The sequence below is a fragment of the Actinomadura luzonensis genome (assembly GCF_022664455.2).
Classification (GTDB): domain Bacteria; phylum Actinomycetota; class Actinomycetes; order Streptosporangiales; family Streptosporangiaceae; genus Nonomuraea; species Nonomuraea luzonensis.
In genome coordinates this window covers 5356341-5377531 of sequence record NZ_JAKRKC020000001.1, presented here as the reverse complement: position 1 = coordinate 5377531, position 21191 = coordinate 5356341, and the positions used below count along the sequence as shown (strand labels likewise).

21 protein-coding genes and 4 tRNA genes are annotated in these 21191 nt (G+C 72.0%); 10 read left to right on the top strand and 15 right to left on the bottom strand.

The annotated features are described in order from the left end of the window. Positions 1–41: 41 nt before the first annotated feature. Positions 42–1055, top strand: coding sequence for a hypothetical protein (locus tag MF672_RS25610; protein WP_242376670.1), 1014 nt, complete (start codon positions 42–44; stop codon positions 1053–1055). On the opposite strand, the gene MF672_RS25605 is transcribed toward MF672_RS25610, so the two are convergent. Genes MF672_RS25605 through MF672_RS25595 form a run of 3 tightly spaced genes read right to left on the bottom strand, consistent with a single transcriptional unit; the run spans position 1056 to position 3255 of the window. Beyond that, positions 1056–1655, bottom strand: coding sequence for a dihydrofolate reductase family protein (locus MF672_RS25605; protein WP_242376671.1), 600 nt, complete (start codon positions 1653–1655; stop codon positions 1056–1058). It lies immediately after the preceding gene. Next, the gene (locus tag MF672_RS25600) at positions 1652–2485 is read right to left on the bottom strand and encodes a metalloregulator ArsR/SmtB family transcription factor (protein ID WP_242376672.1); all 834 of its coding nucleotides are present in this window, start codon (positions 2483–2485) and stop codon (positions 1652–1654) included. Before MF672_RS25600 ends, MF672_RS25605 begins: the two co-directional genes overlap by 4 nt. Positions 2486–2529: 44 nt before the next feature. Next, the gene (locus MF672_RS25595; RefSeq protein WP_242376673.1) at positions 2530–3255 is read right to left on the bottom strand and encodes a PaaX family transcriptional regulator C-terminal domain-containing protein; all 726 of its coding nucleotides are present in this window, start codon (positions 3253–3255) and stop codon (positions 2530–2532) included. 30 nt (positions 3256–3285) lie between these two features. Between MF672_RS25595 and MF672_RS25590 the strand changes: the two genes are divergently transcribed. Then, entirely contained in the window at positions 3286–4959 is a 1674-nt protein-coding gene (locus tag MF672_RS25590) for an acyl-CoA dehydrogenase family protein (protein WP_302893264.1), read from the top strand. Between the two features lie 72 nt (positions 4960–5031). Here the strand turns inward: MF672_RS25590 and MF672_RS25585 are convergent, their stop codons facing one another. Genes MF672_RS25585 through MF672_RS25570 form a run of 4 tightly spaced genes read right to left on the bottom strand, consistent with a single transcriptional unit; the run spans position 5032 to position 7098 of the window. After that, on the bottom strand, positions 5032–5439 hold the full coding sequence (locus MF672_RS25585; RefSeq protein WP_242376674.1) for a FliH/SctL family protein: 408 nt from the start codon (positions 5437–5439) through the stop codon (positions 5032–5034). Beyond that, complete coding sequence (locus MF672_RS25580; RefSeq protein ID WP_242376675.1) at positions 5436–5795, bottom strand: hypothetical protein; 360 nt, start codon at positions 5793–5795, stop codon at positions 5436–5438. Before MF672_RS25580 ends, MF672_RS25585 begins: the two co-directional genes overlap by 4 nt. Continuing rightward, positions 5792–6139 (bottom strand): RpnC/YadD family protein, encoded by a 348-nt coding sequence (locus MF672_RS25575; RefSeq protein WP_242376676.1) that lies wholly within the window; start codon positions 6137–6139, stop codon positions 5792–5794. Before MF672_RS25575 ends, MF672_RS25580 begins: the two co-directional genes overlap by 4 nt. Further along, complete coding sequence (locus MF672_RS25570) at positions 6136–7098, bottom strand: RpnC/YadD family protein (protein ID WP_242376677.1); 963 nt, start codon at positions 7096–7098, stop codon at positions 6136–6138. The genes MF672_RS25575 and MF672_RS25570 overlap by 4 nt, the downstream gene beginning before the upstream one ends. 61 nt (positions 7099–7159) lie before the next feature. On the opposite strand from MF672_RS25570, the gene MF672_RS25565 reads away from it, so the two are divergent. Beyond that, the gene (locus MF672_RS25565) at positions 7160–7900 is read left to right on the top strand and encodes a crotonase/enoyl-CoA hydratase family protein (protein ID WP_242376678.1); all 741 of its coding nucleotides are present in this window, start codon (positions 7160–7162) and stop codon (positions 7898–7900) included. A gap of 52 nt (positions 7901–7952) precedes the next feature. After that, complete coding sequence (ligD, locus tag MF672_RS25560; RefSeq protein WP_242376679.1) at positions 7953–9140, top strand: non-homologous end-joining DNA ligase; 1188 nt, start codon at positions 7953–7955, stop codon at positions 9138–9140. A 10-nt stretch (positions 9141–9150) separates the two neighbouring features. Here ligD and MF672_RS25555 read toward each other — a convergent pair whose 3' ends face one another. Beyond that, on the bottom strand, positions 9151–10059 hold the full coding sequence (locus MF672_RS25555) for an SDR family oxidoreductase (protein WP_242376680.1): 909 nt from the start codon (positions 10057–10059) through the stop codon (positions 9151–9153). 68 nt (positions 10060–10127) lie between these two features. Here MF672_RS25555 and MF672_RS25550 point away from each other — a divergent pair, with 68 nt between their 5' ends. Beyond that, the gene (locus MF672_RS25550; RefSeq protein ID WP_242376681.1) at positions 10128–11894 is read left to right on the top strand and encodes a thiamine pyrophosphate-dependent enzyme; all 1767 of its coding nucleotides are present in this window, start codon (positions 10128–10130) and stop codon (positions 11892–11894) included. Here the strand turns inward: MF672_RS25550 and MF672_RS25545 are convergent. Beyond that, positions 11863–12636, bottom strand: a complete 774-nt coding sequence (locus MF672_RS25545; RefSeq protein WP_242376682.1) for an IclR family transcriptional regulator — start codon at positions 12634–12636, stop codon at positions 11863–11865. The genes MF672_RS25550 and MF672_RS25545 overlap by 32 nt on opposite strands. Before the next feature lie 80 nt (positions 12637–12716). On the opposite strand from MF672_RS25545, the gene pobA reads away from it, so the two are divergent. Beyond that, positions 12717–13916 carry a 4-hydroxybenzoate 3-monooxygenase gene (pobA, locus tag MF672_RS25540; RefSeq protein WP_242376683.1) on the top strand — a complete coding sequence of 400 codons (1200 nt, stop codon included), beginning with the start codon at positions 12717–12719 and terminating at the stop codon, positions 13914–13916. Positions 13917–13925: 9 nt separating this feature from the next. Beyond that, a complete protein-coding gene (locus tag MF672_RS25535) occupies positions 13926–14237 on the top strand; it encodes a DUF6401 family natural product biosynthesis protein (RefSeq protein ID WP_242376684.1) in 312 nt (103 codons plus the stop codon). Between the two features lie 141 nt (positions 14238–14378). On the opposite strand, the gene MF672_RS25530 is transcribed toward MF672_RS25535, so the two are convergent. From MF672_RS25530 to MF672_RS25505, 6 genes are all read right to left on the bottom strand, one after another. Further along, a complete protein-coding gene (locus MF672_RS25530; RefSeq protein ID WP_242376716.1) occupies positions 14379–15233 on the bottom strand; it encodes a mechanosensitive ion channel family protein in 855 nt (284 codons plus the stop codon). Positions 15234–15418: 185 nt separating this feature from the next. Further along, a tRNA-Val gene (locus MF672_RS25525) sits at positions 15419–15490 on the bottom strand. Positions 15491–15511: 21 nt separating this feature from the next. Then, positions 15512–15583: transfer RNA gene (locus MF672_RS25520), tRNA-Gly, on the bottom strand. 49 nt (positions 15584–15632) lie between these two features. Beyond that, positions 15633–15703 (bottom strand) — tRNA-Cys (locus tag MF672_RS25515). A gap of 15 nt (positions 15704–15718) precedes the next feature. After that, a tRNA-Gly gene (locus MF672_RS25510) sits at positions 15719–15790 on the bottom strand. Between the two features lie 91 nt (positions 15791–15881). Next, the gene (locus MF672_RS25505; RefSeq protein ID WP_242376685.1) at positions 15882–17912 is read right to left on the bottom strand and encodes an N-acetylmuramoyl-L-alanine amidase; all 2031 of its coding nucleotides are present in this window, start codon (positions 17910–17912) and stop codon (positions 15882–15884) included. Positions 17913–18105: 193 nt separating this feature from the next. Here MF672_RS25505 and MF672_RS25500 point away from each other — a divergent pair, with 193 nt between their 5' ends. The 3 genes from MF672_RS25500 (at position 18106) to MF672_RS25490 (ending at position 21092) form a co-directional block, all read left to right on the top strand. Further along, on the top strand, positions 18106–18381 hold the full coding sequence (locus MF672_RS25500) for a hypothetical protein (protein WP_242376686.1): 276 nt from the start codon (positions 18106–18108) through the stop codon (positions 18379–18381). A gap of 28 nt (positions 18382–18409) precedes the next feature. After that, positions 18410–20230: a glutamine--fructose-6-phosphate transaminase (isomerizing) gene (gene glmS / locus MF672_RS25495; RefSeq protein WP_242376687.1), complete on the top strand. Its 1821-nt coding sequence runs from the start codon at positions 18410–18412 to the stop codon at positions 20228–20230. Positions 20231–20300: 70 nt separating this feature from the next. Beyond that, positions 20301–21092: an SAM-dependent methyltransferase gene (locus MF672_RS25490; RefSeq protein WP_242376688.1), complete on the top strand. Its 792-nt coding sequence runs from the start codon at positions 20301–20303 to the stop codon at positions 21090–21092. Positions 21093–21191: the final 99 nt, after the last annotated feature.

Here is a 21191-nt window from a genome sequence, read left to right as displayed (position 1 = left end):
AAAAGGGACGGAAAAGGAAGGAACATATGGCGGCGACGGGGATGGAATCAACCGATAAAGCGCCTTATGCCCTAATACGGGCTACGGGCGAGCTGGCCGACGGGGCGGCCAAACTGGCCGAGGAGATCGGCGCCACGGCGGTGGAGGCCGTGCTCGCCGCGGCCAACCGGACACTGGTGCGCAGGGGCGCGACGGCCGCGCTCGGCGCCATGCGGCCCCGCCCCGCCGAGTGGTACGCCTTCGACGCGGCCGACCAGGCCACGGTCGACTGGTACCCGCAGGGACTCACCGGCAGCACCGACTCCGGCGGCATCGGCGTGCCGGCGTTCCTGGCGAGCTGGTACTTCAAGCCGCAGGCCGGCGAACGCGGCATCAGGCTGACGTTCCTCAGCCCGCGCACCCTCCGCTACCGGCACGCGCTGCTCGTGCTGGCCAAGCCCGACGGCTCGTACGGGCCGATCAACATCCACGCGGGCGGCATCGCCGTGCACGGCGACCTGCTCTACGTGGCCGACACCGAGCGCGGCCTGCGCGTCTTCGACCTCGGCAACATCCTGGACCTGCGCACCGTCCAGAACGACCTCGGCGACCCCGATCGCATCGGACGCCAGAACGGCAAGTTCAACGCCTTCGGCTACCGCTACGTCATCCCGCAGACCGACATGTGGCAGCTCGCCAAAAGCGGCCCGCACTTCTCGTTCGTCTCCGTCGACCGCCACGGCGGCACGCCCAGGCTGATCTCCGGGGAGTACAGCGAGGACGTGTCCCGCGGCTGGGTGGGCCGCTGGGACCTGCCCTTCGCGGGCGGCGAGCCGGCCGAGGCCTACCTGATGGGGCACGCCAAGATCCAGGGCGCGCTCTCGCAGGGCGACACCTGGTACCTCAGCCAGGCCGGCGACTCCACCCGCAACGGCAAGCTGCTGGTGCTGCGCGGCGGCGCGTGGCAGACCCGGCCGTTCCCCATCGGCCCCGAGGACCTCACCGTCCAGGACGGCAAGCTGTGGAGCCTCACCGAGTTCAAGGACCGGCGCATCGTCTTCGGGGTCGCCCTCTGATCAGCGGGCGCGGTCGTAGACCAGCGCCAGCTCGCCCAGCTTGCCGGTCTCCTGGTGGGTGAGCGTCCACTTCGTGGCCGGCAGGCCGTCGTCGAACAGCCGCCGCCCGCCGCCCGCGATCTCCGGGACGACCAGGAGGTGGAGCCGGTCGAGCAGGTCGGCCGCCAGCAGCGGCTTGATGACGCTGGCGCTGCTGTTGACCAGGATGTCGCCCTCGCCGGCGGCCTTGAGCTCGGTGACGACGTCGGCGGCGGGGGCGTTGACCACGCGGGTGCGCTCCCAGGGCGCCTCGGTCAGGGTGCTCGACAGCACCACCTTCTCCACGCCGACCAGCCACGAGGCGTACCCGCGGTCGCGCGGGTCGGCGTGCTGGTCCTCGGCGACCGGCGCCCAGAAGCCCATGAAGCCCTCGGCGTTCAGCCGGCCGAGCAGCGCGGTGGTGGCGTCCTGCCACATGCGGGTCATGTGGTCGCGGGCGACGTCGCTCGTGACGTACGGGGCGAACGCGCTGAAGTCGCCGGGCCCGCCGGCGCCGTTGTAGCGCCCGTCGAGGGTGAGGCTGAGGTTGGCGGTCACCTTGCGGCCGTTGGTGCTGGTCATCTCGTGCTCCTAGAGTCAGTGGTGCTGGTGCTGGTGAGGGCGGTGGCGAGCTTGTCGAGGCTCTGGCCGAAGCCGATCTCGATGCCGGCGACGAAGTCCGCGGAGTCGATCGTGCTGTCGGTGACGCGGTAGGTGACGTCGAGGTCCGTGCCGGACGCCGACGGGCGCAGGCGCAGGTCGACGTGGCTGGTGAAGGCCACGCCGCCGCCGGGGAGCAGCGGCGAGGACCGGTAGACGAGGCGTTCGCCGGGGCGCGCCTCCTCCACGACGCCTTCGGCGCGGCCGGCGACCACGTCGGAGCCGCCGGCGTCCTCGGCGTCGCGGTACTCCAGGACGATCCGGCCGCCCGGCCGCGCCTCGAAGACGAGCTCGGAGACGCGCAGGTCGTCCGGCGTCCACCACCGGCCGAGCAGGGAGGTCTCGGTCAGGTGGCGCCAGACCAGGTCGGGAGGCGCCGCCAGCGACCGGTGGAAGGTGAACGAGCGGCCGTCGGCCCACCCCGGCTCCGCGGCGGCGAGCCGTTCGGCGTCGAGGCTGACGCCGTAGCGGTCGAAGGTCTCACCGGCCCGCTCGGCGCTGTCGGCGAGCCCGGTGAACGTGGCCGCCAGGTCGCGCAGTGCGCCGGGGCGCAGGGCGTAGATCCGCCGCTGGCCGTTGCGCCGGGACACCACGATCCCGGCGCGTTCGAGGGTCTGCAGGTGTTTGGTGGTCTGCGGCTGGCGTGCCTCGGCGAGTTGCGCGAGGACGCCGACCGGGCGGGGCCGCTCGGCCAGCAGGCGCACCAGCCGCCAGCGGGCCGGGTCGGCCAGCGCGGCGAGGAGTTCGTCCATGGCCAGAAGTATTCACCATGACGAATATTCGTGTCAAGGAATAACTAGGGCGGGTCCGTCAGATGCCGGAGCAGGACCTCCCGGTAGCGCGCGTCGAAGGCGTCGTAGCGGGCCCGCAGCTCCGCGCCCGGCCAGTCGCCGGGCAGCAGCTCGGCGGGCAGGAGGGGGTCGGCCAGCAGGTGGCGCAGCACGGCGGCCGACACCAGGAAGCCCTCCGCCAGCCCGTCGGCCCGCTCCAGGGCCCGCTCCAGGCGGCGGGCCTCGGCGGCCCAGCCGTCCAGGTCCCACAGCAAAGGAGTGGGGTCGCCGTGCGGGCGGCCGTCGATGAGCGTGCACTGCGCGGTGACGATCTCCGGCCAGCCGGCCCGGACCAGGTTCGCGGGGCGCATCCAGGTGCCCTCGCGCAGCTCGGCCAGGCGCAGCGCGGTCATGGCCTGGCGCAGCGCGGCGCGTTCGGCCGGGGCGCGCCGCTCGGCGGTGACCACGGCCACCTCCCAGGTGCCGTCCCAGGGGCGGGTGTGGGGGTCGCGGCTCTCGTCCTGGCGGGCCTGCCGCTCCACCAGGCGCGGCGAGAGCGTGTAGAAGCCGTTGTCCTGGACGAGGTCGCCGGCCGCCACCATGCGCGACAGCGCCACCCGGACCGTGCCCTCGGCCACGCCGAACAACGCTCCGATACGGACGAGGTGCCGGGCCGGCAGACGCGGGGGATGGCTGCCCAGCAACGCGCTCAGCACGGCCGACCGGGCACTCAGACTGTTACGCTCTTCCATCGCGTGTCGAGTATATGTAACACTCCCGGCATGGGCCGCTATCTCATCGAACCCTTCGACCGCAGCGACCGCTACGCGACCGAGCGCTACCAGGGCGCGGCCGGCCGCAACTGGTGGGCCTGCGATCCCACGCTGCGCCTGCTCATGCGGCGCCACCTCGGCGACGGCTACGCCTGGGCCGAGCCGCACCTCGACCGGCTCGGCGCGCTCATGGGCGGCCCCGTCGCCGCCTGGGCGGAGGAGACCGACCGCAACCCGCCCCGGCTGGAGAAGTACGACAAGTGGGGCAGGGACCTCAGCGAGGTCGTCATGCCGCCGTCGTTCCAGGCCGCCCGGCAGGCGCTCATGGCCGACAACTTCACCTCACCCGCCTTCGCCGAGCAGGCCCGGGCGAACGGGGCGAACCCGTCGGCGCTCGCCGCCGCCTGGACGTACCTGCTCGATCAGGCCGACATCGGGATGGGCTGCGCGCTCGGCACCGGCGGCGACATGGTGGTGCAGCTCGCCGAACGGCACGCGCCGCCGGACGTCCGCGACCGGGTACGGGAGATCTTCGCCGACGGCTACTACTCCGGCGAAGCGGCCCAGATGTTCACCGAGCGGACAGGCGGCTCCGACCTCGCGGCCCTGGAGGCGACGGTCGAACCCGCCGGGGACGCCTGGCTGCTGACCGGCCTGAAGTGGTTCGCCTCCAACGCGGGCGGGTCGGCGTTCGTGGTGCTCGCCCGGCTGCCCGAGGGCGGGGTGGCGCCGTTCCTCGTGCTGCGCGAGCGGCGCGACGGCAGCCGCAACGGCATGCGCATCCGCCGGCTCAAGGACAAGCTCGGCACCCGCTCGGTGGCCTCCGGCGAGGTCGAGTTCACCGGCGCGGAGGCGTTCCTGCTGATGGACCGCTCCCCGGCAGCCGGGGCCCGCCCGTCCTCCGGGCTCGGCACCATGATGAAGCTCACCAACGCCTCCCGCCTCGGCGTCGCCATGATGGGCCTCGGCGTGGCCCGGCGGGCGCTGGTCGAGTCGATCTGCTACGCCCGCGCCCGGGAGGCGTTCGGCCGGCCGCTCATCGAACAGCCGCTGATGCGCCGCAAGCTCGCCGAGCTCGTCGTCGAGGTGGAGGCCGCGCAGGCGCTCGTCTTCGACGGCCACCTCGGGCCGCGCCTCCGCCTCGCCCCGGCCCTGGTCAAGCTGCGCGCCGCCCGGCTCGGCCTCACCGCCGCGAGCGACGCCGTCGAGGTGCACGGCGGCAACGGCTACATCGAGCAGTGGCCGGTCGCCCGCCTGCTGCGCGACGCCCAGGTCAACCCCATCTGGGAGGGCGGCGACAACATCCTTTGCCTGGACGTGCGCCGCGCCATGGTCAAGGAACAGGCCCACCTGCCTTTCCTCGACCGGCTGCGCGCCGCCGCCACCTCCGACCTCGTGCACACCCGCATCGACGACCTCGCCAAGGCGATCACCGCCTGGGCCGCCCTGGACCCCGCCGTCGCCGAGGCCCGGCTCTACCCGCTGGCCCAGTTCATGGCCGACGTCCACGCCGCCGCCCTGCTGGAGGAACAGGCCGGCTGGGGCCTGGACGACGGCCGCAAGTCACTGGTCGCCCGCCTCTACGTGGACGCCCACCTCGCCGACCACGGCCCGCTGCGCGGCCTCGACGCCCCACCCGAGGACCCCTTCGACACGCTCGTCACGGGAGCCCTCACACTCTGACCGCGGTCAGCCGCCCGGCTCACCGAACAACTCCTCGCCGGCCCGGGCGGCCGCCGCCCGCACCACGTACCCTTACCCGGGCTGCCGACCGCACTCGTCGAACAGCTCCTGCGCGGTCTGAACGGTGGCGGACCTGAGAATCCAGTCCTCGAGGGTGTCGAGGTCGCTGGTGGTGGTGATCAGCGTGCGGATGTCGGGAGGGATGATCCAGCCGCGGGCGTTGATGACGAGCATCAGCATCCGGGCCGCTTGGCGGACCGCCCCTTCGGCCGATGCCTCCTTCATGCCCTCCTTCATGCCCTCCTTCATGCCCTCCTTCATGCCCTCCGCCATGCCCTCCTTCATGCCCTCCGCCATGCCCTCCGCCCAGCCCTTCTCCATGCCGTCCTTAACGCCGCGGCCGTAGTGCTCCTTGGCGAACGGGGTGAAGACGGGCCAGGGAGATGCGGCGGGCGCTCCCTCCTCCTCGGCATTGCTCATTCGGGCTGCCGATCGCGCTCGTCGAACAGCTCCTGCGGGGTCTGAACGGTGGCGGACCTGAGGATCCAGTCTTCGAGGGTGTCGAGGTCGCTGGTGGTGGTGATCAGCGTGTGGATGTCGGGAGGGATGATCCAGCCGCGGGCGTTGATGACGAGCATCAGCATCCGGGCCGCTTGGCGGACCGCCCCTTCGGCCGATGCCTCCTTCATGCCCTCCTTCATGCCCTCCGCCATGCCCTCCGCCCGGCCCTTCTCCATGCCGTCCTTAACGCCGCGGCCGTAGTGCTCCTTGGCGAACGGGGTGAAGACGGGCCAGGGAGATGCGGTGGGCGCTCCCTCCTCCTCGGCATTGCTCATTCGGGCTGCCGATCGCGCTCGTCGAACAGCTCCTGCGGGGTCTGAACGGTAGCGGACCTGAGGATCCAGTCTTCGAGGGTGTCGAGGTCGCTGGTGGTGGTGATCAGCGTGTGGATGTCGGGAGGGATGATCCAGCCGCGGGCGTTGATGACGAGCATCAGCATCCGGGTCGCTTCGCGGACCGCCCCTTCGGCTGCGCCCTCAGCCCGGCCCTTCTCCATCCCCTTCTCCCGGCCCCTCTTCATGCCCTCCTCGACCCCGCGGCCGTAGTGCTCCTTGGCGAACGGGGTGAAGACGGGCCAGGGAGATGCGGCGGGCGCTCCCTCCTCCTCGGCATTCCTCATTCGGGCTGCCGATCGCGCTCGTCGAACAGCTCCTGTGGGGTCTGAACGGTGGCGGACCTGAGGATCCAGTCTTCGAGGGTGTCGAGGTCGCTGGTGGTGGTGATCAGCGTGTGGATGTCGGGAGGGATGATCCAGCCGCGGGCGTTGATGACGAGCATCAGCATCCGGGCTGCTTCGCGGACCGCCCCTTCGGCTGCGCCCTCAGCCCGGCCCTTTTCCATCCCCTTCTCCATGCCCTTCTCCATGCCCTTCTCCATCCCCTTTTCCATGCCCTCCTCGACGCCGCGGCCGTAGTGCTCCTTGGCGAACGGGGTGAAGACGGGCCACGAGGTGGATGCCATGATTTCCTCCAGGAGACAGCGGATCTCGAACGGGGACATGCTGTATGCGTATTCAGTGTACTTCGGAGAGTGATCGGCGGGCGCGTCGGCGAGCGCCGTGACGAAGGCTTCGACGACCTTGCGTTCCCTGCCGTGCACCATCACCGACATGACCGTGAGGGCCATGTTGGCGGCGGCCTCCCGCGGGTCGGTGATGACCGGGATGTCGTCGGGGCCGAGGACCTGCGCCCGCAGCCGGTAGCCGGTCAGCCCGGAGTCGATCAGGGCCGAGTAGTGCCTGGCCGCGGCGCGGTCGGTGCAGATGACCAGGACGGTCACGTCGCACTTCAGCAGCAGCCAGAGCGCGGCGGCGTAGCGGGCGAGTTGCCGGGGCTCCTTCGACTTGTCGTGCTGGACCTCCACGATGATCCCGTGGGCGGGTTCGCGGGGCGGGCCCATGCTGAAGACGACGTCGGCCGCGAGGTCGTCGGAGGGGCGGGTGTTGAAGGAGCGTTCCTCCTGTCTGAGGTGCGGGGTGTCGGGGAGCGGGACGCCCATGCGGTCGCGCAGGATCTCCACCGCCAGCTCCGGCTGGTCGGTAAACATCTGGACGAGTGCGTCGTGCTGAGTAGACGGCATGACACGTATGGTTGCACGAGCAATACCCGGAGTGACGGGTTATCGAAGAAAGGGAGTTTCGATGGCTGTGCGGGTGGAACGAGCCGGTGCTGTAACGACGGTGGTCATCAGCCGGGCGGAGGCGCGGAACGCGGTCGACCGGGCGACGGCCGGGGCGCTGGCCGACGCCTTCCGCGGGTTCGAGGAGTCCGACGCCGCCGTGGCCGTGCTGTGGGGGGAGGGCGGCACGTTCTGCGCGGGGGCCGATCTCAAGGCGATGGACAACCGGGTCGCCGAGGACGGCGACGGGCCCATGGGGCCGACCAGGATGCGGCTCGGCAAGCCGGTCGTCGCCGCCGTCGCCGGGCACGCGGTCGCGGGCGGGCTGGAGCTGGCCCTGTGGTGCGACCTCCGGGTGGCCGAGGAGGACGCCGTGTTCGGGGTGTTCTGCCGCAGGTGGGGGGTGCCGCTGATCGACGGCGGCACGGTCCGCCTGCCGCGGCTCGTCGGGACGTCCCGCGCCATGGACCTGATCCTCACCGGGCGGCCGGTCGGGGCGCGGGAGGCGTACGAGATGGGGCTGGTCAACCGGGTCGTGCCGGTCGGCGAGGCCCGGGCGCGGGCCGAGGAGCTGGCGCGGGAGATCGCCCGCTTCCCGCAGACCTGCCTGCGCGAGGACCGCCTGTCGGTGCTGGAGCAGGAGGGGCTGGGAGAGCGCGAGGCCCTGCGCAACGAGCTGCGCCACGGGCTGGCGTCCCTGCCCGAGGCGAGCGGCGGGGCGGCCCGGTTCAGGGAGGGGGAGGGGAGGCACGGCGACTTCTAGGCCCCGGGCGGCGCGACGGCTGATTGTCGGGGGCGGCACGTATCGTGAGGTCATGCCTGAGATCGAGGTCGCCGGCCGCGAAGTGCGCATCACCAGCCCCGACAAGGTGGTCTTCCCGGAGACCGGGCACACCAAGCTCGACCTGGTCCGCTACTACGAGGCCGTCGGCGAGGGCGCGCTGCGGGGCGTGCACGGGCGGCCGATGGTGCTCAAACGGTTCGTGCACGGCATCGAGCAGGAGGCGTTCTTCCAGAAGCGGGCCCCCGCCAAGCGGCCCGACTGGATCGAGGTGGCCGAGCTGAAGTACCGCTCGGGGCTGAGCGCCGAGGAGGTCGTCTGCACCGACCTGGCGCAGCTCCTGTGGGTGGTCAACCTCGGCTGCGTCGACCTCAACCCCCACCCGGTGCGCGCCGACGACCTGTCCCGCCCCGACGAGCTGCGCATCGACCTCGACCCGGTGCCCGGCGTGCCGTGGTCCGACGTGCTGGAGACCGCCCAGGTGGCGCGCGAGGTGCTGGCCGACCACGGGCTCGTGGCCTGGCCGAAGACGTCGGGTTCGCGCGGGTTCCACGTGTACGCGCGGATCGAGCGGCGCTGGCCGTTCGCCAAGGTCCGCAGGGCCGCCGAGACCGTCGCGCGCGAGGTCGAGCGGCGCGCCCCGGGGCTGGCCACCAGCCGGTGGTGGAAGGAGGAGCGGCACGGCGTGTTCGTCGACTTCAACCAGAACGCCTACGACCGCACCGTGGCCTCCGCCTACTCGGTGCGGGCCGTGGCCGACGCCCGCGTGTCCACGCCCCTGACCTGGGACGAGGTGCCGGGCTGCCGGCCGGAGCTGTTCACGATCGAGACCGTGCCCGCGCGGCTGGCCGAGCGCGGCGACCCGTGGGAGGACATCGACCTGCACCCCGGCTCCCTCGACGGGCTGCTGGCGCTGGCCGAGGAGCTGGGCCCCGCCCCCAAGCCGCCCAAGGGCGAGGGGCGCAGGCAGCAGACGAAGCCGGTCATCGAGATCGCGCGGGCCGAGCACAAGGACGAGGCGATGGCCGGGTTCGAGCGGTGGAAGGCCCGCCACCCGGCGGCCGCGGCCCTGCTGGAGCCCGCCGACGTGCTGGTCGACGGCATGCGGGGCCGCAGCAGCGTCTGGTACCGGATCCGGGTCAACCTGGAGCACGTGCCGGAGGGGGAGCGGCCGCCGCAGGAGCCGCTGGAGGTCGACTACGACCCGTGGCGGCGCGGCTGAGCCCCCCGGGTCAGCTCCGGGTGGGGCGTTCGTAGCCGTCGTCGCCGCCGTACACGTGCACGTCCGGGTCCTGCTCGGGCTGGGTGGCCGGGCTGGTGGGGGAGGCGGTGTGCTCGGTGGCGAAGTCGTCGGAGCCGCCGGGCGGGGTGTCCGCGGGGGCGGGCGGCGCCAGGAAGTCGCGCCAGGTGATGGTCCCGGCCGGCGTCGCGTCCGTGGTGAGGTCGCCGGCGCGCTCGGCCGCGTGCAGCCGCCCGGGGAACCGCACCGGCAGGAACATCCGGCGCAGCCCGTGCAGCCGGCACCACGTCCTGGTCAGCTCGGCGTGCCCGAGCACCTGCGGCCCGCCGAACTCCACCGCCGCCCCCAGCGGCGCGCCGGCGATCAGCTCGGCCGCCCGCGCCGCCACCTCGCCCGTGTGCACCGGCTGCACGAGCACCGACGGGTCCACGGGCAGCACCGGCAGCGACGCGTAGTCGCGCAGCCGCCGGTGCAGCCACTGCTGGAACGGGGTGCTGCGGAGCACCGTCCAGCCCAGGCCGCTGCCCGCGACCAGCCGCTCGGCCTCCAGCTTGTACGTGAGGTACCCGACGGGCACGCGGTCGGCGCCGACCATCGAGGTGAGCAGCACGTGCCCGATCCCGGCGTCGCGGGCGGCGAGGACGAGCTGCCGGGTGCCGGGGATGTCCGCGGCGCCGCGGCCCTTGCGCCCGCTGGTGGCCAGGTGCGCGACGGCGTCCACGCCCGCCACGGCCTCGGGGATGCCGTGCCCGGAGAATAGGTCGCCCCACACCCACTCGACGTTCCCGCGGCTCTCCCTCTTCGTACGGCTGAGCGCCCGCACCTGGTGCCCCGCCTTGACCAGCGCGGGCACCAGCGCCCTGCCCAGCATGCCCGTGGCTCCCGTGACCAGAATGCGCATGCGCGCCTCTCTACCCCCGATCGCGCATGACTGACATGCCCCCGCCGCAGAGGGGTAGGGCGGCTCCCATGGCACGAATCGCATCGGAAGCTCTGATCGAACGGCTGGCGGAGTGGGGCGTGGACACCGTCTTCGGCCTGCCGGGCGACGGCATCAACGGCATCATGGAGGGGCTGCGGCGCCACCGCGACCGGGTGCGCTTCGTCCTCGTCCACCATGAGGAGGCCGCGGCCTTCATGGCCGCGGGCTACGCCAAGGCCACGGGCAGGATCGGCGTCTGCCTGGCCACGTCCGGCCCGGGCGGCATCCATCTGCTCAACGGCCTCTACGACGCCAAGCTCGACCACGTGCCGGTGCTGGCGATCACCGGCATGCAGGAGACGTCCGTGCTCGGCACCGGCTACCAGCAGGAGGTCCACCTGGACCGGCTGTTCGCCGACGTGGCCGAGTACAACATGATGATCACCAATCCGGCGCAGCTCCCGTCGCTGGTGGACCTCGCCATCAGGACGGCCTACGCGCGGCGCGGCGTCGCCCACCTCACCCTGCCGAACGACCTGCAGGTCGCCGCGGCGGACGCCGACCCGTACGAGCACGTGGCCCCCGCCCGGCCGCCGCAGACCGCGCCCGTCTACCTGCAGCCGCCCGGCATCCCCCGCCAGGAGGACATCGAGTGGGCCGCCGACGTGCTCAACAAGGCCGAGCGGCCGGCCATCCTGGTCGGGCAGGGCGCGTTGCACGCCCGGCAGGAGGTGCTGGCGGTGGCCGAGACGCTCGGCGCGCCGGTGGTCAAGACGCTGCCCGGCAAGGCGGTGCTGCCGGACGACTCGCCGTACACGACGGGCGGGATCGGGCTGCTCGGCACGCGGCCGAGCGAGGAGCTGATGGAGGAGACCGACGTCCTGTTCATGGTGGGCACGAACTTCCCGTACTCGAAGTTCCTGCCGGAGCCGGGCAAGGCGCGGGTGGTGCAGTTCGAGGCCGACCCGGTCAGGGCGGGGGCGCGGATCGCGACCGACGTGCCGGTGGTGTGCGACGCCAAGGAGGGGCTGGCCGCGCTGCTGCCGCTGCTGACCCCCCGGGACGACAGCGCCCATCTGGCGAAATATCAGAAGATGATGGCCAAGTGGCGCTCCGACATGCGGTCCCTGGAGAACCCCGACCGCGACCCCATCGCCCCCCAGTACGCCATCTCCGTCGTGGACGACCTCGCCACCGACGACGCCATCCTGACCTGCGACAGCGGCACCATCGCCACCTGGGCGGCCCGCCACTGGACGATCCGCGGCGCCCGCGAGTTCTACCTGTCAGGGACGCTCGCCTCGATGGCCAACGGCCTGCCGTACGCGATCGCCATGCAGCACGCCTACCCCGACCGGCAGGTCATCGCCTACGTCGGCGACGGCGGCTTCGCGATGCTCATGGCCGAGTTCCTGACCGCGGTCCAGCACCGCCTGCCGATCAAGGTCATCGTCAACAACAACAACTCCCTCGGCCAGATCCTGTGGGAGCAGATGGTGCTCGGCTACCCGGAGCACGGCGTGCGCTTCGCCGCCCCCGAGGCCGACTTCTCCGCCTGGGCCCGCTCGTGCGGCGGGTTCGGGGCGAAGGTGAGCAAGGCGGTGGACGTCGCCCCGGCGGTCAGGGAGGCGCTGCAGCACGACGGCCCGGCGCTGGTGGACGTGGACGTCAACCCCAACGAACCGCCGATGCCCGGCAAGGTCTCCTACGACCAGGCCAAGAGCTTCGCGCAGGCGTTCCTCAAGGGCCAGCCGCACCGCGCGGCGATCGCGAGCACGCTGTTCAAGGACCGGATCCAGCGGCTGGGGGACTAGCGAGCGCGCGGGCGATCCGCCCCGCCACCCGCAGCAGCGGCTCGACCAGGCGAGGCAGCTCGCGGGCGCGGCGCGAGGAGAGCACGATGCCGAGCGCCGCGAGCGGGCGCCCGTCCACGAGCACGGGCGCGGCGGCCGAGCAGGAGCCGAGCGTCATCTCCTCGTAGGTCAGCGCGTAGCCCTGCGCCCGGACCGTGGCCAGCTCCCTGGCCAGCCGGCCGGGCTCGGTGATCGTGTGCGGGGTGGGCCGTTCGAGCGCGCGGGCCAGGTACGAGGTGACGAACCAGTCCGGCTCGTGCGCCAGCAGCGCCCGGCCCACCCCCGTCGGGTGCATCGGCAGCCGGCCGCCGACCCGGGAGACGATGGGCACGGCGCGGCGGCCGTACACCTTGTCGACGTACAGCACCTCCATGCCGTCGCGGACGGCGAGGTGCACGTTCTCGCCCGTCGTCCCGAACAGCTCCTGCAGCCACGGATGCGCCAGCTCCGCCAGCCGCCCGGGGGCGAGCTGGCCCAGCTCCCACAGCCGCAGGCCGACGCGCAGCCGCCCGTCGGGGCCGCGGGCCAGCGCCTGCCACTCCTCCAGCTCGCCGGCCAGCCGGTGCGCGGTGCTCAGCGGCAGTCCGCTGCGCCGGGCCAGCTCCGTCAGCGTGAGCTGGGGGTGCTCGGCGTCGAACGCGCCGAGCAGGGCCAGCACCTTGGACGTCACGGTGCGGCCGGGCTCGCGGGATCCACCTGCCATGCGGTAAATCCTGCACCAGGATTCCACTGAGTGGAAACGACCGCTCGGCGTGGAGCCGTCCGAGGCAGGATGCTTCCGTCATGCGAACTCAGGTCGGGATCATCGGCGCGGGCCCGGCGGGCCTGCTGCTGTCTCATCTGCTCCACCTGCGGGGCATCTCCTCCGTGGTGCTGGAGCGGCGCAGCCGCGACTACGTCGAGCGGCGGGTACGGGCCGGCGTCCTGGAGCAGGGCACCGTGGACACCCTCATCGAGGCGGGCGTCGGCGAGCGCATGCTGCGCGAGGGCCTGCCGCACCACGGCATCGAGCTGCGCTACGGCGGCGCGGGCCACCGCATCGCGTTCGAGAAGCTGGTGCCCGGCCGGGCGATCACCGTGTACGGCCAGCAGGAGGTCGTCAAGGACCTCATCGCGGCCCGCCTCGCGGCCGGGGGCGACGTGCGCTTCGAGGTCGAGAACGTGGCGGTGCACGGGCTGGAGCCGGATCCGGGCTCCGGGCCGTACCTCACCTTCGGCGACGGGGAACGGCTCGACTGCGACGTCATCGCCGGCTGCGACGGCTTCCACGGCGTGTCGCGGCCGTCCATCCCCGAGGGCGTCCTGACCGTCTTCGAGAAGGAATATCCCTTCGCCTGGCTCGGCATCCTCGCCGACGTGGCGCCCTCGTCCGAGGAGCTGATCTACGCCAGGACCGACCGCGGCTTCGCCCTGCACAGCATGCGCTCGCCCACGGTCAGCCGCTTCTACCTCCAGGTCCCCGCCGACACGCGGGTGGAGGACTGGCCCGACGAGCGCGTCTGGGACGAGCTGCGGGCGCGGCTGGAGAGCGTGCCCGGCTTCACGCTGGCCACCGGCCGGATCACCGAGAAGGGCGTCACGCCCATGCGGTCGTTCGTGGTGGAGCCCATGCAGTACGGGCGGCTCTACCTGGCCGGGGACGCCGCCCACATCGTGCCCCCGACCGGCGCCAAGGGGCTCAACCTGGCGGTGGCCGACGTGCGGGTGCTCACCGAGGCGCTGGCCGCGTACTTCGCCGGCGGCTCGACCGAGCTGCTGGACGGCTACTCGGCGGCCTGCCTGCGGCGGGTGTGGCGGGCGCAGCACTTCTCGTGGTGGATGACGACGCTGCTGCACACGTTCGAGGACGAGGACGCCTACGGGCGCCGGCTGCAGCTGTCCTACCTGGACTACGTCACCTCGTCCGAGGCCGCCGCCACCACCCTCGCCGAGAACTACGTCGGGCTGCCCTTCCCCGATGACTCACGGTCAAACGTGCTTTAAGGTGTTTTGGTGGTCTTTGAGGATGGTTGGGCCGTCGCGCCCTTTCGCTGGCTGATGAACGCGCTGGGCCACGCCCAGCTCGCCCGCATGGACGCCGAGCCCGGCCTGGTCGCCGCCGTCGACCAGCACGCGGCCGACCTGCGGGACGCGTTCCCCCTGGACCGCGAGACGCTGGGCGACTACCTGCTCGGCTTCCTCGACGAGCTGCGCCACCGCGGCTGGACCTTCACCGGCGAGCCGGACGCCCCGTCGCTGCGGCTGACGGCGGTGTGCTGGCTGGCCCGCGAGCACGGCTTCCTGGGCGACGAGCTCCCCGCCTGAGCACCCCTCGGCGGCAGCCTGGACACGCCGCCGGCAGCCTGGACACGCCGCCGGCCGGCCGCGGTGGGCGGTCGGCCGGCGGGATGCGCCCGCGGTTCCCGGCGGGTGGGCGTGCCGGGCGGCGGGCCGTCGTGGAGGAGGTCAGCCCGGAGGCATGTCCGAGCGGTGCGCCCCCGGAGGCGGCGTCATGCCACCAGGGGTGGTCGGGCCGCCGGTGGGGCCGGTCATCGGGCCGGCCGTGGTGGCGCCGGGAGCGGTGCGGATGGGCGTGGTCTCCTCCGCGCTCATGCTCGCCGCGTCCTGCCGTCCGCGCTGGTACGCCTCGGCGTGCGCCCTGGCCTGCGGCGCCTCGGCCTCCATGCGGCCCAGCCAGCGCTCCCAGCGCTGCTGCATGGGCCGGATCAGGCCGCCGCCGACGCCGATGGCGAGGATGGCCCCGATGGTGGCGAGCACCGTGATCAGCACCGGGGTGGTGACGGTGGTGGCGACGCCGATCTGGTTGAGCGCGGCGATGATGCCGAGCGCCCAGATGAACACGGCCGCGGCGGTGGCCAGCCAGCGGCCGTAGGACAGGCCGCCGAGCGCGCCGCCGATGATGTCCTTGACGCCCTTGGCGAGCGCGCCGGCCACGACGATGATCACGATGGCGACCAGCGCCTTGGGCAGCCAGGCGACCACACCGTTGAGCAGTGCCGAGATCGGGTTGGGCCCGAAGACGCTGAACGCTATCTGCAGGGTGACCAGCACGATCGCGTAGAAGACGATCCTGGCCAGCAGGCTGCTGGCGTCGTACCTGCTGCGCTCCAGCCAGCGGCGCACGCCGCTGCGTTCCACGGCCCGGTCGAACCCGACCCGTTCCAGGATCTTGTCGACCACTTTCTCCAGCGCCTTGGCCACGATGTACCCGATGACGAGGATCACCAGGAACGCGACCAGCTTCGGCACGAACGTGGCGATTGATCGCCAGGCGTCGGTAATTCCCTGGCCTATGTTGATATCCACGCTTTCCTCCTCCGAGGAGCCAATTGCCTCGGCGCTACCCGTAGCGCGATGGGCTATGCACGGAGGGACACCAAAACTTCTCATGACCTGACAATTCGCCGAGGTCAGCAGCACACCGCCGCAGCAGCCGGGAACGGCGAGAGGCCCCAGCTGCGTGAGCCGGGGCCTCTCGTGGAGGGTGGACGATACTGGGATTGAACCAGTGACCTCTTCCGTGTCAGGGAAGCGCTCTCCCGCTGAGCTAATCGTCCGTGTTGAGTTGTGTCACTCAGAGCGGAAGACGGGATTCGAACCCGCGACCCTCACCTTGGCAAGGTGATGCTCTACCACTGAGCCACTTCCGCATGGCGTTGCCCTTACTTTAGCGGATCCTGGCGGGTCCGCCGTTCAGCGAGGTGGAGACGGGATTTGAACCCGTGTAGACGGCTTTGCAGGCCGCTGCCTCGCCTCTCGGCCACTCCACCAGGAGTCTCGCTCCGAGCGGAAGACGGGATTCGAACCCGCGACCCTCACCTTGGCAAGGTGATGCTCTACCACTGAGCCACTTCCGCGTGAGCCCCGGGCTGCGTGCTCCGGGCCACGGGAAAACCATATCGTCTCCGCGGAGTGCCTGTGCGCACCCGGCGGCCCGCGGGCCGAAATTCACGAGACGAGCCGCACGTCCTTCGCCATGACGAACGCGATCCGGTGGCCGAGCTGGATCTGGTGGTAGCGGATCGTCCCGGTCGTCGTGACGTGCCGGGACGCGCTGAACGCCCCCGCCGCGTAGTAGGAGCCGGTGATCGTGTCGCCCACCGTGTACGTCTGCCCCGGCCCGATCCGGTACTGGAGCGGCGTCAGCGGCTGCGCCGCCGCCCGCGTGTAGGCCGACTTCTCCGGGTACGCCCGCCCGTACACCTTCGTGCCCGCCCGCAGCGGCGTGACCAGCGGCCCCTTGGCGGGCACCGCCGCCGGCCGGTCGGCCGGGTTGCGGAACCACGCCTTCTGCCCCAGGTACCAGATGGCCGTCCAGTCCCCCTGGCGGTCGGCGACCGCGAAGCGCTGGCCGGTCGAGGCGCGGGCGGCGTGGTCGTACACGCTGTAGGAGCTGGCCTTGCCGCCGTGCTTGCCGACGTCGGCGACCAGCGCGGCGGTGTCGCTGGGCGCGGTGTGCAGCCAGACCGTGGCCGCGCCGTGCGGCGGGCAGTCCTTGCCGGCCTTCGTGGTGACGCAGCCGGTGAAGCGCGGCCGGTTGTCGTCGTACGACGGCCGGATCAGCACCGAGCCGCCGTCCTTGACGCCCTTGAACGGCCGGCCCATCAGCTCGAAGTAGTGGGCCCAGTCCCAGTAGGGCCCGGGGTCCTCATGCATGCCGGCGACCGTCTTCGGGGTGGTGCCGGGCACGTTGTCGTGCCCGAGGATGTGGGCCCGGTTGAGCGGCACGCCGTGCTTGTCGGCCAGGTAGCGCACCAGCTTGGCCGACGCCCGGTACATCGCCTCGGTGTACCACGCGCCGCCCTTGGCCAGGTAGCCCTCGTGCTCGACGCCGATCGAGCGGGTGTTGACGTCCCAGTTGCCGGCGTGCCAGGCCAGGTCGTTGGTCTTGACGTGCTGGGCGACGTGGCCGTCACGTGAGCGGATGGTGTAGTGCCAGCTCACGTACTTCGGGTTGCGGATCATGGACGGGATGCCCTGGTAGCCGCCCTCGGTGTCGTGGACGACGATGTAGTCGATCGTGCGCGTCCTGTACAGACGGTCGTGGTTGCCGTAGTCCTGGTTGCCCTTCTTGCCGAAGCGCTTGAAGGCGGCCGGCATCCACTCGCAGGCCAGGCTCGCGGGGCACTCCGCCGCGGGGGAGCGGCCGGAGGCGGCGCCGAGCTCGCCCGGCTCGAACGTCCCGGAGCCGTCCGGGGAGGGCTCGGCGGCGGGCTCGGGCGGCTCGGCGTCGTAGTCCGTGACGGGGGGAGCCGGCGCGGCGGGCGGCGGGTCGAGCTCGGCGGCCGACTTGGTCTGCGGCCCGCGCGGCGGCATCAGGCCGGGCACCGGGTCGAGGCGCACCTCGTACCCGTCGTCGGTGCGCCGCCGCATGCCCTCCCTGATCACCGCGAACACCTCGTCGGCGAACTGCCGCGCCGCCGCCGGGTCGTCGGCGCCGGAGAAGCGGGCGACGGCGTCGTACCAGTCGGCCGGGTCGCCGCCGGTGGCCCCGCGGTAGGAGGCGAGCAGCGCGGCCCCGGCGCGGATGTTGGCGGCCGGGTCGTCGCGCAGCCGGGCGGGGTCGACGCCGATGAGCCGCCCGGCCTCGGGCAGCGTCGTGTTCTGCGGCTCGGCGGCGGCGCTCAGCGGGCCGGGCACGACGGCCGGCCTGGGCGGCATCGGCCGGGAGTCGTCGCCGCGGGCGTCGCCCAGGGCGTCGCCGATCGTGAACGCGGCCGCGGGCAGGGCGTCGACCAGGTGCATCGGCCCGTACCCGCCGGCCGTGCTGGGCCGTCCCGCGTGCGCGTCCCAGCGTGAGCCGAGGTAGGCCACCCCGAGCAGCACGCTCTCCGGCACCCCGAACTCGCGCGCGGCGGCGGCGAAGTCGCCCTGCCGCCCGGCCGGGAGCTCCCGGGCCGCGCCCGTCCCCGGAGCGGTGAGCGTGCCGGCGGCGAGGACGGCGGCCAGCGTGACCCGACAGGCCAGCCAGAAGTGCATGACATCTCCCCCGAAGAACGTCACGATGTGACTACATACCGTAACCGTTCCCAGAAGGGGATGTGTCAGACGGGACGGATGATACGGATGATGTCCGGACTCCGGGGCCGTGCAGGAGGAGAAGAGTTAAGACCTGCCCGATTTCGGGCAGGATGTTGGCGTGTCTCGTTCCAGATGCGTAGTGTCCTCCTCTGTGTCCACGGCACGGCATCCCTACGAGGACCTCATCGCCCACCTCACCCGGACGAGCCCGCTCGGCCCGGGGGAGGCGGCCCGCGTGGTCGCCGACGTGCTGTCGTACTTCTCCGAGTCCGCCGAGGAGTACGTCCGGCGCCGCCACGGCGAGCTGAAGACCCGCGGCCACACCAACGACGAGATCTTCCCCAGGATCGCCGCCGAATTACGCGGCCGCCGCGTGGCCGCGCCCGAGCTGTCGCTGCGGCAGCTCCGCAGGATCGTCTACGGATGACGGACAACCGAACGAAGAGGAGACCTCGATGTGCGGAATCGTGGCCTATGTCGGCCCCAGGGACGCCGCGCCCATCCTTCTGGAGGGCATGCAGCGGCTCGAGTACCGGGGCTACGACTCGGCCGGGCTCGTGGTGTCCAACAAGGGGCTGAAGCTCCGCAAGGTCAAGGGCCGGGTGGCCGACCTCGCCAAGGTCGTGCCGGCCAGGTTCAAGGGCGGCCTCGGCATCGGGCACACCCGCTGGGCCACGCACGGCGTCCCGAGTGACGAGAACGCGCATCCGCACCTGTCGGCCGACCAGCGCATCGCGGTCGTGCACAACGGCATCATCGAGAACGCCGCCGAGCTGCGCGCCAAGCTGGTGGCCGACGGCGTTACGTTCGCCTCCGACACCGACACCGAGGTCCTGGCCCACCTGATCGCCGCCGCGGCCGACGAGAACGAGACCCTGGAGGAGGCGGTCAGGAAGACGCTGAAGAGCGTCGTCGGCACGTACGGCATCGCGGTCATCGACGCCGAGCGCCCCGGCGAGGTGGTCGTGGCCCGCAACGGCAGCCCGATCGTGCTCGGCATCGGCGAGAAGGAGATGTTCGCCGCCTCCGACGTCGCCGCCCTGATCCGCTACACCCGCCAGGTCGTGCACCTGGAGGACGGCGAGCTGGCCGTGCTCAAGGCCGACGGCTTCCACACCTTCGCCAGCGACGCCCGCGAGACCGCCAAGGAGCCGCTGACCGTCGACTGGGACGCCGGCCACTACGACACCGGCGGCTACGAGCACTACCTGCTCAAGGAGATCTCCGAGCAGCCCGAGACGATCACCCGCACCATGTCCGGCCGCCTCGACGAGCGCTTCCACGTGGCGCACCTCGGCGGGCTCAACATGGACGCCCGCGAGACCCGCTCGTTCCGCCGGGTGAAGATCATCGGCTGCGGGTCGGCATACTACTCGGGCCAGATCGGGGCGCAGCTCATCGAGGAGCTGGCGCGCATCCCGGCCGACGCCGAGCCGGCCAGCGAGTTCCGCTACCGCAACCCGGTCGTCGACCCCGACACCCTCTACGTCGCGATCAGCCAGTCCGGCGAGACCTACGACACGCTGGCCGCCGTCCAGGAGCTCAAGCGCAAGGGCGGCCGGGTGATCGGCATCGTCAACGCCGTGGGCAGCGCCATCGCCCGCGAGGTGGACGGCGGCATCTACCTGCACGCCGGCCCCGAGGTCTCGGTCGCCTCGACCAAGGCGTTCACCTCCACCGCGATCGCCTTCGCGCTGCTGGCGCTGCACCTCGGCCGGGTGCGCGACCTGTCGCCGGCCGACGGGCGGCGCATCGTGGAGGGCCTGCGCAGGCTGCCCGGCCAGATCTCCGACATCCTCACCCAGGGTGACAAGATCGCCGAGCTGGCGCAGAAGTACGCCCACCACCCGAGCATGATGTTCGTCGGCCGGGTGCGCGGCTACCCGGTGGCCAGGGAGGGCGCGCAGAAGCTCAAGGAGATCTCGTACGTGCACGCCGAGGCGTACCCGGCGAGCGAGCTCAAGCACGGCCCGCTCGCGCTGATCGGCCCCGACATGCCGACGGTCGCGATCGTCCCCGACGACGAGCTGCTGGACAAGAACCTCACCACGCTCGGCGAGATCCGCGCCCGCGGCGGCGAGGTGCTCATGGTCGGCCACCGCGAGCCGGAGGCCAAGCTGGCCGACGACGTCATCGTGGTGCCGAAGAACGAGATCGAGCTCGACCCGATCCTGCTCACGATCCCGCTCCAGCTCCTGGCCTACCACGCGGCGGTCGCGCTGGGCCGCGATGTGGACAAGCCGCGCAATCTCGCCAAGAGCGTTACTGTCGAGTAATTGACTCCAATTGAGCCACAATTAGCTCAGGGTAGTGTTATCTGGCCCCGGACGGCATAAATTTGATAGCGTGCGGCAGTTCGACCAGCAACGGCCCAATCTCGCACGCATGTACGACTACATGCTCGGCGGGACGGACAACTTCGCGGTCGATCGCCTCGCCATCGAGCAGCTCGCCGAGCTGGTCCCGGAGGCGGTCCCGCTGGCCCGCGCGAACCGGGCCTTCCTGCAGCGCGCCGTGCGCTACGTGGCCGCCGCCGGGGTCCGCCAGTTCCTCGACCTGGGCAGCGGGCTGCCGACCCAGGGCAGCGCGCACGAGGTGGCGCCCGAGGCCCGGGTCGTCTACGTCGACCACGACCCCGTGGTGGCCGCGCACGCGCAGGCCCTGCTCGCGGCGGACGCGGGCCGGGCCGTCTGCGTGCAGGCCGACCTGCTGGACGCCGACGACGTGCTGGCCAAGGCCGGCGCCCACCTCGACCTGGCGCGGCCGGTCGGCATCCTGCTGGTGTCGATCCTGCACTTCCTGCCCGACTCGGCCCGGCCGGACCTGGCGGTGGCCCGGCTGCGCGAGCGCGCCGCCCCCGGCAGCTTCCTGGTGATCAGCCACGCCACCACGCTGGGGCGGCTGGAGGACGAGGAGCACGCCCGGGGCGGCTACCGCGGCTCGTCCGGGGGCCGGGGAGCGGACCGGCGGCCGTCCGAGATCCGGGCGTTCTTCGGGGACCTCCCATTCGAGCCGCCGGGATTGGTGCAGGCCGTGGACTGGCGGCCGGACCGGCCGAAACTCGTGGGGGACTGGGCGCTGCCGTCGTCGCTCATGGCGGGCGTGGCGCGGAAAATCGATCAGCCGCCCTCCGCATAAAAAACGACATTTCGCCAAATTTCAGCAGATAGGGCTGGGCGGGGCCGGGCGGTTAAATGTGTATCTCTCTGTGATGTGACAATAACTTCGGGTAAGGGG